This window comes from Bradyrhizobium sp. USDA 4461, assembly GCF_054055655.1.
The window spans coordinates 1,213,563-1,226,059 of record NZ_JBSRXM010000001.1 but is presented as its reverse complement, the minus strand read 5'-3'; the positions used below and the strand labels follow the sequence as shown (position 1 = coordinate 1,226,059).

General features: G+C 65.3%; 11 protein-coding genes and 1 riboswitch. Of the genes, 6 read left to right on the top strand and 5 right to left on the bottom strand.

Going from position 1 to position 12,497, the window contains the following annotated elements; genetic code table 11:
* The first annotated feature begins 110 nt into the window (after positions 1–110).
* Positions 111–1,298, top strand: coding sequence for a DUF2125 domain-containing protein (locus tag ACVINW_RS05825; RefSeq protein ID WP_456750412.1), 1,188 nt, complete (start codon positions 111–113; stop codon positions 1,296–1,298).
* 9 nt (positions 1,299–1,307) lie between these two features.
* Here the strand turns inward: ACVINW_RS05825 and ACVINW_RS05820 are convergent, their stop codons facing one another.
* A complete protein-coding gene (locus tag ACVINW_RS05820; RefSeq protein ID WP_456750411.1) occupies positions 1,308–1,733 on the bottom strand; it encodes a GFA family protein in 426 nt (141 codons plus the stop codon).
* Positions 1,734–2,098: 365 nt separating this feature from the next.
* Here ACVINW_RS05820 and ACVINW_RS05815 point away from each other — a divergent pair, with 365 nt between their 5' ends.
* From ACVINW_RS05815 to ACVINW_RS05805, 3 genes are all read left to right on the top strand, one after another.
* Positions 2,099–3,673, top strand: a complete 1,575-nt coding sequence (locus ACVINW_RS05815) for a hypothetical protein (protein WP_456750410.1) — start codon at positions 2,099–2,101, stop codon at positions 3,671–3,673.
* Between the two features lie 39 nt (positions 3,674–3,712).
* Entirely contained in the window at positions 3,713–4,222 is a 510-nt protein-coding gene (locus ACVINW_RS05810) for a hypothetical protein (RefSeq protein ID WP_456750409.1), read from the top strand.
* 743 nt (positions 4,223–4,965) lie between these two features.
* Positions 4,966–6,144, top strand: a complete 1,179-nt coding sequence (locus tag ACVINW_RS05805; RefSeq protein WP_456749619.1) for an IS481 family transposase — start codon at positions 4,966–4,968, stop codon at positions 6,142–6,144.
* An 80-nt stretch (positions 6,145–6,224) separates the two neighbouring features.
* On the opposite strand, the gene ACVINW_RS05800 is transcribed toward ACVINW_RS05805, so the two are convergent.
* The 3 genes from ACVINW_RS05800 to ACVINW_RS05790 all read right to left on the bottom strand — a co-directional run bounded on the left by ACVINW_RS05800 (position 6,225) and on the right by ACVINW_RS05790 (position 9,195).
* Positions 6,225–7,157, bottom strand: coding sequence for a prephenate/arogenate dehydrogenase family protein (locus ACVINW_RS05800; RefSeq protein ID WP_456750408.1), 933 nt, complete (start codon positions 7,155–7,157; stop codon positions 6,225–6,227).
* 4 nt (positions 7,158–7,161) lie between these two features.
* On the bottom strand, positions 7,162–8,259 hold the full coding sequence (gene hisC / locus ACVINW_RS05795; RefSeq protein WP_456750407.1) for a histidinol-phosphate transaminase: 1,098 nt from the start codon (positions 8,257–8,259) through the stop codon (positions 7,162–7,164).
* Positions 8,260–8,346: 87 nt separating this feature from the next.
* A complete protein-coding gene (locus tag ACVINW_RS05790; RefSeq protein WP_456750406.1) occupies positions 8,347–9,195 on the bottom strand; it encodes a chorismate mutase in 849 nt (282 codons plus the stop codon).
* A gap of 186 nt (positions 9,196–9,381) precedes the next feature.
* A riboswitch (SAM riboswitch) is annotated at positions 9,382–9,461 on the top strand.
* Positions 9,462–9,547: 86 nt separating this feature from the next.
* Here ACVINW_RS05790 and metX point away from each other — a divergent pair.
* Positions 9,548–10,753: a homoserine O-acetyltransferase MetX gene (metX, locus tag ACVINW_RS05785; RefSeq protein ID WP_456750405.1), complete on the top strand. Its 1,206-nt coding sequence runs from the start codon at positions 9,548–9,550 to the stop codon at positions 10,751–10,753.
* The gene (metW, locus tag ACVINW_RS05780) at positions 10,750–11,415 is read left to right on the top strand and encodes a methionine biosynthesis protein MetW (protein ID WP_456750404.1); all 666 of its coding nucleotides are present in this window, start codon (positions 10,750–10,752) and stop codon (positions 11,413–11,415) included. The genes metX and metW overlap by 4 nt, the downstream gene beginning before the upstream one ends.
* 122 nt (positions 11,416–11,537) lie before the next feature.
* On the opposite strand, the gene ACVINW_RS05775 is transcribed toward metW, so the two are convergent.
* Positions 11,538–12,410: an alpha/beta fold hydrolase gene (locus ACVINW_RS05775; RefSeq protein ID WP_456750403.1), complete on the bottom strand. Its 873-nt coding sequence runs from the start codon at positions 12,408–12,410 to the stop codon at positions 11,538–11,540.
* Between the last annotated feature and the right edge of the window lie 87 nt (positions 12,411–12,497).

Below are 12,497 nucleotides of genomic sequence, written 5' to 3'. Positions count from 1 at the left end.
CAGAACAGGCCGTCGAAGCGAAGCAAATTTCGTTCTGTTTCCAACACTTAACCTTTAGAACGAGTGCCGCCGCTTCGATTTTGACAAATTCGCCCGCCAAAGGACGCCGCATGTCCGATACCACCTCCGCCCCCCGCCGCCGCTCGCGCTTCGGCCTCTACGCGGTCCCCGTCGCGGTCCTGATCGCCGCGATCGCGTGGAGCGGTTTCTGGTTCTACGCCGCCTCGCAGGTCGGCGTGCAGGCCGATGCCTGGCGCGCCCAGGAGGCGAAGGCCGGCCGGGTCTATGATTGCGGCAACCGTTCGGTGGCGGGTTACCCGTTCCGCTTCGAGGTCCGCTGCACCGATCCGAGCGTGATGCTGGTGTCGCAGACCGCTTCGCCCGAGATGGCGTTCGTGGCGCGGCTCGCCGAGATCCTTGTGGTGGCCCAGGTCTATGACCCCAAGCTCGTGATCGCCGAGTTCAAGGGCCCGGCCACCATCGCCGAGCGCAACGCGCAGCCGACGCTGCAGGTCGACTGGAGCCTCGGGCGCAGCAGCGTGGTCGGCCTGCCGGCGGTGCCGCAGCGCGTCGCGCTGGTGTTCGACAATCTCGCCGTCGACCGCACCGGCGGTCCCGCGCCGACGCCGCTGATGCGCGTCAACCATATCGAGCTGCACGGCAGGCAGGTCGATGGCTCGGCCGCCGACAATCCCGCGATCGAGACCGTGCTGCAGATCAATGGCGGCACCTTGCAGGACGTGCATCCGCTGCTCACCCAGCCGTTCAACGCCGACATCCACGCCCGGCTCAACGGCCTGAAGGATTTCTCGCCAAAACCGTGGCCGGATCGTTTCCGCGAGATCCAGGCGGCCGGCGGCAGCGTCGAGATCCAGCAGTCGCGGATCGAGCAGGGCGACGTGCTGTCGGTCGCGGCCGGCACGCTGCGCCTGAATGCGCAGGGGCGCATCGACGGCGAATTGCAGATGACGGTCGCCGGCCTCGAACGCGTGATCCCGGCGCTCGGCATCGACAAGATGCTGGAGGAGGGCGTGCCGCAATCGACGCTCGATCGCGTCGCGCCCGGCGTCAAGAGCCAGGACCTCAGCAATCTGTTCGGTGCGCTGGATCGCGCGATCCCCGGCCTCGGCAAGGTGATCAAGCAGAACGCCAATGCCGGCATCTCCGCCGGGATCAATTCGCTCGGCACCGAGGCGGTGCTCGAAGGCAAGAAGGCACGCAGCTTCCCGCTGCGCTTCGCCGACGGCGCGGTGTTCCTGGGCCCGCTGAAAGTCGCGCAGATCCCGCCGCTGTTCTGAGCGTTGCGCTCAGTCAGCCGGGATGAAGCGGAGCGTGCCGGCGCGACGGGTCGGCTTGCCGGTGTCGTTGGTGTGGTTGACGCCGTCCATGACCGGCACCTCGGGGAAATCGAACGGGCTGACGCCGTCGAGGCAGGCCACGTTGACGGCATAGAGGCTCTGGTCGGATCGCCGCTGGTGATGGGTGTAGATGCCGCAGCCGGAGCAGAAGAAGTGCTGCGCCGTTCCGGTGTGGAAGCGGTAGCTCGTCAGCTTATCCTCGCCTTGCAGGAACCTGATCCCGCCCATGTCCGCCATGGCGACGACGGCGCCGCGCATCCGGCAATAGGAGCAGGTGCAGCGGCGGATCGAATGGAAGCCGTCGCTCAGCGTCACCTCGAAGCGCACCGCGCCGCAATGGCATTGGCCAGCCCGAACGTTCGCCTTGTCCGCCATGTCGCGTGTCCCTGTTGATCGCCTGATCGCGACATGACGTATCGCCAAAATCCGAACCGGACAATCCTGCAAAAACTCGCGCATAGCGCGAGAAAAACTCACGCGAAGGCGCGGCGTGTTGTAGGGCGGGTTAGGCGAAGCCGTAACCCGCCATCGATCGGTGCCGGCTGCGCGGCGGATTACGCTGACGCTAATCCGCCCTACTGTTCATTATTCCCTCGCGCGCGATATCGTCCGTCGCGCCAAACTATTCCCGCGGTCGCGATGAGAAAAATGTGACCGGAATATTGCGGCCGACTGCGAATATCGTTCCCCGAGTGCCGCTCTCTCTCGCCTGAGGAAACAAACTCGTGTGGAGGGATGCGATGCGAATTCTCGGGGGGATTTTGCTCGGCAGCATGCTGCTGTCGGCAGGTCCGGCTTTGGCGGAGGACGATGCGTCCGAGCTGAAGGCGTTGAAGGCACGTCTCAGGCAGCTTGAGCAGAGGATGGAGGTGCAGGCACGCAAGGAGGAGGCGCTGGCGGCAAGGCAGAGCGCGATGCGCAACACGCAGATGGCGGCGAAGGCGCCGGTGCCGTTCGATCCCTGCGCCTCGGGCAAGCTCTGCTACAAGGGCGTCACCTTCACCTTCGGCGGCTGGATCGATCTCACCGGCATCTATCGCACCCGCAACCTCGCCTCCGATTCGGGCTCGATCTACAACTTCATTCCGTTCCCGCAGAGCAAGAACTTCAACACCGGCGAGTCGCGCTTCACCGCGCGCCAGACCCGCTTCTCGGTGCTCGCCGAAGCCAATGCCACGGAGACCATCTACGTCGCCGGCTATGGCGAGCTCGATTTCGAGGGCGCGGCGCAGACCGCGAATTCGGTCGCGACCAACTCGTTCAACCCGCGGCTGCGGCAGGCCAGCATCGAGATCGACCGCAGCGATCTCGGCTTGCACGTGCTCGCCGGCCAGTCCTGGTCGCTGAACACGCCGAGCAAGGCGGGCATCGATCCGCGTGGCGCCGATACGCCCGGCGTGATCGATTTCGAGCTGGTGCCGGGCTTCCTCGGTGCGCGGCAGCCCGGCGTCCGGGTCTGGCAGGATATCGGGCCCGAGTTCAAGCTCGCGGTCTCGGCCGAAAACCCGCAGACCTCGTTCTTCGGCGGCAATACGCCGCTGGTCGGCACGCCCGCGGTCGGGCCGCAGGGCGTCCTCAATCCGAACCTGCTGGTGAACCTGACCGGTCCTGGCGGCAGCTTCTTCAACAGCCTGAACAATGTCAGCCTCAACCACGTGCCCGATGTCACCGTGAAGGGAGCGTGGGATCCGCGGCTCGGGCCGTACAAGGTGCATGTCGAGGCATGGGCGCTATATCGCGACTTCTACGATCGCTTCAACTTCGCCAATCACGACGTCAACACGGTGAGTTTCGGCGGCCATCTCTCGGCCGAGATCGTGCCGAAGACGCTGGAAGTGCAGGCCTCGGCATCCTACGGCGCGCTCGGCCGCTTCACGGCGACGCCGTTCCCCGATGCGACGGTGCGCCAGGATGGCTCGATCCAGCCGTTGCCGATCACGGCCTTCCTGGTCGGCTCGGTCTGGCATACGACGCCGGAGCTCGATCTCTACGCCTATGCCGGGCTGGAGAAGACCAAGGCGACCTTCTCCAATGTCGGCACGGTGCCGTTCGGCTATGGCAATCCGCTCTACAACAATCTCGGCTGCAACATCGAGAACTCGCCGGCGGCGACCTGCAACGGCAACACGTCGGAGGTCAGGCAGTATACCGTCGGCTTCTACGACACGATCTTCAAGGGCGCCTACGGCACCATCAAGGCCGGCGCGCAATATTCCTACACCCAGCGCTTTGCCTTCGAGGGCGTCGGCGGCGCGCCGAGGACGGACGATCACATCATCATGTCGCAGCTCCGCTACTACCCGTTCTCGCCGTAGGAGCGGAGTGAGGAACGCAGAGCCGGAAGGAGGCCGCACATGAGGATCGTGACCAGACCGAAGGGCAGGGCCGTGATCGCCCGCGAGCTGATGATGATCAGCCGCGTCGCGCATGTGTTGCAGCGGACCGGGCTGGCGATGGCCGGTGCCATGGGCGGCACCTTCGTGGCCGCCCAGCTCGCGAAGGGGCACGTCGCCTTCTTCGGTACGCTGGCCTTCATCGCGACCACGATCGTGATCGGTGCTGTCGGCTTCTATCTCGGCATCGACATTCCGAAGCCGGCGATGCGCGTGACGGGCCGCATCGATGCCCTCGAGCTGATGAGCGCGGCCGGCATCTTCCTCGCCGCACTGGCCGCGCTGGTGTCGGTCTACGGCATCGTGTTCGACGAGATCCCGCCGCGGGCCTGGGAGTTCGTGATCGGCGCATGGTGGTTCGGCGGCATCGTCATGCTGGCAATCGCCGGCCTGGTCGGCCGTCAGCGGCTGACACAGAAGGTTGTGGCGATATCGGCGGGGCCGATCAGGGATCAGCGGATGCGTCGGTGACGGTCGCGAGCCCAGCTCCGTTCCGATTTTCAGAATTTAACTTGACATCCGACCCAACTCAGATGTTCAATACGCCCGTCTCACCCGATCGAGGGGCGCTGCGCATCGTCAGGAGTGTTGCGGTGAGATGCGGTGGACGCTGCTTGCGCACTGACGACGTGCACGATGCGGCGGACGGCGAAGTCGTGCAGACCTGACGCCCTAGCGGCAGGTGTCTCCTAGCGGAACGCGCAAGCGTTCTCGCGAAGGACGGTGACAAACAAGCCCAGTCTCACCGGGGCGAGCACGTATAAGCCGTAAAACCATCGCGCAGGGAAAGCCGGGTTGTTTCCGGTTACACCTGTGGTCCTACCTCCCGCGTTTTTCATTACGCGGGACCCATGGGTGCGATCGGCACCCGGCTTTCCCTGCGCCCTCTGATTTCAGGGCGGCGAAACGAAATGCAAAAGCTCGGACGATTCATGTCGCGAGAACGCGAAGCTGCGTCCCACCCACACCTGTCATCGCTCGGCTCGCCGCCTCCGCTGAAGCTTCGGCGAGCCCAAGACCGCAAGCCCCGTCGAAGCCTTGGCGTAGACGGGACCGGGCGATCCAGTACGCCGCGGCCTCTCGGCTCAAGCACAACCGTCTCTGGAATACTGGATCACCCGCTTTCTGTTTAGACCGGACAGATCACTGACAGGTGTTCGGAGACATAGCTGACACGTCAAAATTGGCTGGATTGGTCGATTCGGGAGCCGTCCATGCCGTGGAGCGAGGTGTCAGTGATGGATCAGCGACGAGAGTTTGTGCGGCTTGCTCTGCAGGAAGGCGCGAACCGGCGAGAGCTGTGCCGGCGCTTTGGGATCAGTCCTGATGTCGGCTACAAGTGGCTGAGGCGGTGGCATGCCGGCGATCGGGAACTGGCCAATCAGTCCCGTCGACCGAAGACGATGCCCAAGCGCAGTGCGATCGCGCTGGAGGCGCAGGTGGTGGCGGTCCGCGACAAGCATCCGGCCTGGGGAGCGCGCAAGATCGCCCATTGCCTGAAGCGGGACGGGCAAGCTGTGCCAGTGGCCTCCACGGTGCATCGGATCCTGTGCCGACATGAGCGGATCAAGCCGAGTGAGAAGGCACCGCCCGGTCCGCCAGGCCATCGCTTTGAGAAGGAGGCTCCCAATCAGCTGTGGCAGATGGACTTCAAGGGCCACATGCCTCTCGGCAACGGGACGCGGTGCCATCCGCTGACCATGGTGGACGATCACTCGCGCTATGCTCTGTGCCTGAAGGCATGTGCCAATGAGCAGCGCCCCAACGTGCAGAAGCATCTGACCGATACCTTTCGCCGCTATGGCCTACCGGACGCCTTTTACATCGACAACGGCTCGCCCTGGGGCGATACGTCCGGCGCTCGCTGGACCGCGCTGAAGGTCTGGCTGCTCAAGCTCGGCATCCATGTGGTGCATGCCAGGCCGTGTCACCCGCAGGGCCGCGGCAAGAACGAGCGCTTCCATCGCAGTTTGAAAGCGGAAGTGTTTGCCCTGCGCTCGTTCCGCACTTTGCCGGAAGTCCAGCGTGCCCTGGATAGCTGGCGCACACTCTACAATTTGGAGCGGCCTCACGAGGCGCTCGGCATGGCTGTCCCAGCCGACCGCTACCGGCCGAGTTCTCGCGCCATGCCGAACCGTGTTCCGAAGGTCGAATACGATACCGGAGAGATCGTTCGCATCGTCTCCTCGACACGGAGCTACGTCGCCTTCCGGGGGCAGATGTGGAAAGTCCCGCAAGCCTTCTGCGGCGAGCCTCTTGCGATCAGACCGCTCAACCGCGACGGCAACTACGGAATCTTCTTCGCCAGCTGGCAGGTCGCATCAATCGACTTGACCAATGGCAGACCTGTCAGTGATGTGTCGGAACAGGCGTCAGCCATGTCTCCGGTCTAAACATTTCGCGGGTGATGACATCGCGTTGTTTGGTTACGGCTTTCGCCAGGACGACACAGGAGAAAGCTGCGCGCTCGATCCTACTTCTTCAAATTCGCATGCGGGCGGCCGAAGTCGGGCGCGGCGGAATCCTGGCCGGTCTCGACGATGCCGCGGCGGATGGCGCGGGTGCGGGTGAAGTGGTCGAACAGCGCGTCGCCGTCGCCGCGGCGGATCGCGCGGGTCAGCTTCGACAGGTCCTCGGTGAAGGTGCCGAGCATCTCGAGCACGGCGTCCTTGTTGGCGAGGAACACGTCGCGCCACATCGTGGGATCGGACGCCGCGATGCGGGTGAAGTCGCGGAAGCCGCCGGCGGAGAATTTGATGACCTCGGATTCCGTCACCTGCGCCAGCTCGTCGGCGGTGCCGACGATGGTGTAGGCGATCAGATGCGGCAGATGGCTGGTGATCGCGAGCACGAGATCATGATGATCCGGCGTCATGATCTCGACCTTGGCGCCGAGCCCGGCCCAGAACGCGCGCAGCCGGTCGGTCGCGGCGGGATCGGTGCCGTTGGGCGGCGTCAGGATGCACCAGCGGTTGATGAAGAGCTCGGCGAAGCCGGAATCCGGACCCGAATGCTCGGTGCCGGCCACCGGATGCGCCGGCACGAAGTGCACGGTGTCAGGTAGATGCGGCGCCATGTCCTTGACCACGGCGCCCTTCACCGAGCCGACGTCGGAGATGATGGCGCCCGGCTTCAGGTGCGCCGCGATCTCGGCCGCTACCGCGCCGCAGGCGCCGACCGGGATGCAGAGGATGACGAGATCGGCGTCCTTCACCGCCTCGATATTGGTCGCGACGACGCGATCGACGATCCCGAGCTCGGCGACGCGCGCACGCGTCTTCTCCGAGCGCGCGGTGGTGACGATCTCGCCGACCAGGCCCTGCGCGCGGGCGCCGCGCGCGATCGAGCCGCCGATCAGGCCGAAGCCGATCAGCGCGATGCGGTTGAAGAGCGGAGCGGTGGTCACGATGTCACTTTCCAGCCAGGAAGTCGCGCAGCCCCTCGACCACGAGGCGGTTGGCTTCCTCGGTGCCAATGGTCATGCGCAGCGCATGCGGCAGCTTGTAATTGTTGAGCGCGCGCAGCACGAGGCCGCGCCGCGTGAGATAGGCGTCGGCTTCGGCCGCGGTCTTGCCCTGGTCGGTCGGGAAGTGGATCAGCACGAAATTGGCGACGCTCGGCGTCACCTTCAGTCCGAGCTTGCCGATCTCCTCGGTCAGCCAGTTGCGCCATTGTTCGGTGTGGGTCCGCGACATCTGCACATGCGCGCTATCCTCGATCGCCGCCACCGCCGCCAGCATCGCAGGCGTGGTGACATTGAACGGGCCGCGGATCCGGTTGCAGGCATCGACGATATGCGCCGGCCCGAACATCCAGCCGACCCGCAGCGCGGCAAGGCCGTGGATCTTCGAGAAGGTGTGCGTCACCACGGTGTTGTCGGTGGTCGCGACCAGCTCGATGCCAAGCTCGTAGTCGTTGCGCGAGACATAGTCGGCATAAGCCGCGTCGAGCACCAGCAGCACATGCGAGGGCAGCGCGGCGCGCAGCCGCTTGACCTCGTCGAACGGGATATAGGTGCCGGTCGGGTTGTTCGGGTTGGCGAGCCAGACCAGCTTCGTGCGCGGCGTCACCACCTTGAGGATGGCGTCGACATCGGCGGTGAAGTTGCTCTCGGCCGCGATTACGTTCTTGGCGCCGTTCGCCATGGTGGCGATCGGGTAGACCAGGAAGCCATGGGTGGTCGAGATCGCCTCGTCGCCGGGCGCCAGATAGGTGTGCGCCAGCAGATTGAGGATCTCGTCGGAGCCGGCGCCGCAGATGATGCGGTCGGGATCGAGCCCATAGGCGCGGCCGATCGCCTCGCGCAGCACCCGCGAGGTGCCCTCCGGATAATCCTCGAGATGGTCAGCCGCCGCCTTGTAGGCCGCGATCGCCTTCGGCGACGGCCCGAACGGGGTCTCGTTAGCGGACAGCTTGAACACCTTGCGGCCCGGTTCCGGCACCGGGCTCTTGCCGGGCGTATAGGGCGCAATATCGAGGATGCCGGGGTTCGGCACGGGGCGGGACATCATCAACTCCGAACAGAGCGTTTTCCAGCGAAGTGGATACCGGTTCGCGTCAAGAAAACGCGTCAAAACAAAAATCTATACGGGCGGCTAGCTCTTTGGCGACCCGTTGGAGGGCACCGTATAGCGCGTTGCGTGGCTGCCGACGAGGGCCGAGGAGCGCACCGAGGCGCCGGCCTCGATCAAAGCGAGCTTGATCTTCTCGAAATCATGGCCGGCGACCGAGACCAGCAGCGCCGCGCCGTCAAAAGCGGTGTCGGGCACTGCGACGATCTCGGCGAGCGGGGCGAGCGCGCGGGCGGTATCGGCATTCCAGCCGGATACCCGCACGCTCCACATCTGGACCTCCGTCACCATCGCATCGTCGGCGACGCGGGAGACCAGGAATACCGGCAGCGCGGCGGGATGGTCGGCGCGCTCCAGGAACGGCAGCCGCGCGATGATCTTCGGCGCGCCCTCGGCCTCCAGCGCATTCCACCACGGCGTGCGGCTTGCGATCGCGGAGACCAGCGCGAGGTCGCCCTTCGATTTCGCCACCGCCTCGACCGCGGCCTGCGCGCTGAAATGCGAGACGTAGGGCACCACGAAGCCGAAGTGAAACCGCGCCGAGTCGCGCATCGCGGACTCGCCCACCGACACGTCGGCATGCACCGCGAACGGTGCTTGCACATAGGTGAAGGTCGAGATGATGACGCGCCAGATGCCCTCGATGGTGTCGAGGGGCAGGATGCCGCGATGGCGCTGCACCAGTTCGCGCATCATGCTGGCCTCGCGCGCCGGGCGGAACGCCGAGCCGACCTCCTGGGTCTTCTTGACCTGGATCAGGCGGTCGATGATGTCGCCGCGCGCCATCAGCAGGCGGTGGACCTGCGCGTCGATCGCGTCGATCTCCTTGCGCAGCTCCTGCAGCGAGGGCGGCGACGGGGGTGGGTTGGACATGCTCTCAAACCTTGTCGTCAGGGCGGCCCGTTGCCGCCTCGGACAGGGCCCCTGATTAGGAAAGACGGCCGCCGAAAGCAAAGAGAAACGTCGCAGGCGTGCCTTGCGCATTCGGTTAACCATCGGCGCCCGATGGGGGGACGCTCGCCGGCCGCCTTGACGGCGGGGGGCCTGAGGACTAGGTTCGCTGCACTCCGTGGTCATTTGAGCCGGCCGGCTTGCAGCCACGTTAAACAACTCGCTAAACAGGCCGGGGACAGATCAGCTCCCGGCCGAACCTATGTTCAGGCCGGGTTTTTTATTGGCCTGATTTCTGTTCGAGCCCTCCCGCGCGGGAGGCAGGGTCGCTGAGATGAGCAACGTGCGTCCGATACCGAGCCCGCAAACCCAGAGCGATGATCGCGCCCATGAGGCCGATCATCCGTCGTCATTGGTGGCAAAGTTCGGCATGGACCAGCCGCTGAGGCTCGATTGCGGCGTCGATCTTGCGCCGTTCCAGATCGCCTATCAGACCTACGGCGAGCTCAATGCCGACAGGACCAACGCGATCCTGGTCTGCCACGCACTGACCGGCGATCAGCACGTCAACAACACCCATCCGGTCACCGGCAAGCCCGGCTGGTGGGAAACCATGGTCGGTACCGGCAGGCCGATCGATCCCGACAAGTACTTCATCATCTGCTCCAACGTGATCGGCGGCTGCATGGGCTCGACCGGCCCTGCCTCGCTGAACCCGGCGACCGGCAAGGTGTGGGGGCTGGATTTCCCGATCATCACGATCCCCGACATGGTGCGCGCGCAGGCGATGCTGATCGATCGCCTCGGCATCGCGACGCTGTTCTGCGTGGTCGGCGGCTCGATGGGCGGCATGCAGGTGCTGCAATGGACGGCGGCCTATCCGGAGCGCGTGTTCGCGACGCTGGCGATCGCCTGCTCGACGCGGCATTCGGCGCAGAACATCGCGTTCCACGAGCTCGGCCGCCAGGCCGTGATGGCCGATCCGGACTGGCGCGGCGGCCGCTATGTCGACGAGGACACCCATCCGCATCGCGGGCTCGCGGTGGCGCGGATGGCCGCGCACATCACCTATCTGTCGGATGCCGCGCTGCACCGCAAGTTCGGGCGGCGGATGCAGGACCGCGAGCTGCCGACCTTCTCGTTCGATGCGGATTTCCAGGTCGAGAGCTATCTGCGCTACCAGGGCTCGTCCTTTGTCGAGCGCTTCGACGCCAACTCCTATCTCTATCTGACCCGCGCGATGGACTATTTCGACATCGCCGCCGACCATAACGGCGTGCTGGCGAAGGCGTTCGCCGGCATCAAGACCCGGTTCTGCGTGGTGTCGTTCACCAGCGACTGGCTGTTCCCGACCTCGGAGTCGCGCGCGCTGGTGCATGCGCTGAATGCGTCGAGCGCGCGGGTGTCGTTCGCCGAGATCGAGACCGACAAGGGGCACGACGCCTTCCTGCTCGACGTGCCCGAATTCCTCGACATCTCCCGCGCCTTCCTGCTGTCCGCAGGCAAGGCGCGCGGATTGAAGGACGGCGGCCAGTCATGAGCATGCAGCAGACACTGCCCTTGCCGGGCGTCGCGCCGGAGCGCACCGGCGGCTATCGCAGGGATCATCTTCTGGTCGCCGAGATGGTGCGGCCGGGCTCGCGGGTGCTCGACGTCGGCTGCGGCGATGGCGAGCTGTTGCAGCTGCTGGAAAGCCGCGGCATCGACGGTCGCGGCATCGAGCTGTCGCGCGAGGGCGTCAATGGCTGCGTCGCCAAGGGGCTCGCAGTGGTGCAGGGCGACGCCGACACCGACCTCGTCAACTACCCCGACGATGCGTTCGACTACGTGATCCTGTCGCAGACCTTGCAGGCGACGCGGCAGCCCAAGGCGGTGCTGGAGAACCTGCTTCGGATCGGCCAGCGCGCCATCGTCTCGTTCCCGAATTTCGGGTTCTGGAAGATGCGGCTGCAACTGCTGATCGGCGGCCACATGCCGCGCACCGAGAATCTGCCGGCAAGCTGGTACGACACGTCAAACATCCATTTTTGCACCATCAAGGATTTCGTGCAGCTCTGCGAAGAGATCAACGTCAAGATGGAGCGCGCGGTGGCGCTCGATCTCTACGGCCGCCCGGTGCCGCTCAACCTGCCGTGGTGGGTGTGGAACATGTTCGGCGAGCAGGGCGTGTTCCTGCTCAGCAGGGGCGGGCAGGGGAAATGACGCCTGCGTCACTTTCGTCATTCCGGGGCGATGCGCAGCATCGAACCCGGAATCCATTCATCCATGGAGTCTGCGGCCTAATGGACTCCGGGTTCACGCTTCGCGTGAACCGGAATGACGGCTCAAACCGGCGCCGCCACCAGCGACCTCGGATCGCGCACCGGCCAGCGGCCGGCCTCGACCAGCGCGATGAAGCGCTCCACCATCTCGTTGAACAGCGCCGGCTCCTCGAGATTGAGCACATGGCCCGACTTCGGGAACAACGACAGCCCGGCGGCCGGCAGATGCCGCTTCAGGAACAGGCTCGGCGCGATGCAATTGTCGTCCTCGTCGCCGCACAGGATCAACGCCGGCGTCGCCGCGCGCCTGATGGCGTCGGTCATGGTGTAGATCGAGGGCCTCGCGCCCTGAAAGCTGCGCATCGTATTGGCCGAGCCCTTGGCGTCGTGGCGGGCGAGCGCGGCGTAGAAGTCGGCATGGCCGCGCGGGTCCTTCACCAGGAACGGGATCCGGCTCGGCGCCTCGCGCGTCACCTTGGCGACCTCGGCCGAGCCGATCGCCTCATATTGCTCGGCATTGGCGCGGCACTGCGCGCGGAAGGCATCGAGGGTCTCGAGCGGCGAGCCGGAGCCGACCGCGGCGAGCGTCATCGACAGCGCGCGCTCCGGCGCGTTGAGGGCGACTTGCAGCGACGAATAGGAGCCCATCGACAGGCCGATGAAGTGCGCACTTGCGATGCCGAGATGATCAAGCACCGCAAGCGCGTCGGTGTAGAAGTGCTTGTAGGTGTAGACCTCGGCACTCGCCGGCACGTCGGACGGCGTGTAGCCGCGCGCGGAATACGCGATGCAGCGGTGGCCGCGCGAGAAGTAGCGCATCTGCGGCTCCCAATTGGTGTGATCGGTTGCGAACTCGTGCAGGAAGATGATCGGGGAGCCGTGTCCTGCGTCCTCGAAATAGAGGCGGACATGATCTTTCGTGGTGGCGTAGGGCATTGGAATTCTCCTCTCGTTGGCCGGCCCCAGATTTGCAATTAATTTCCGCGGCTGCAATGCGGCAGTTCCGACTATTTTCGTCATGGA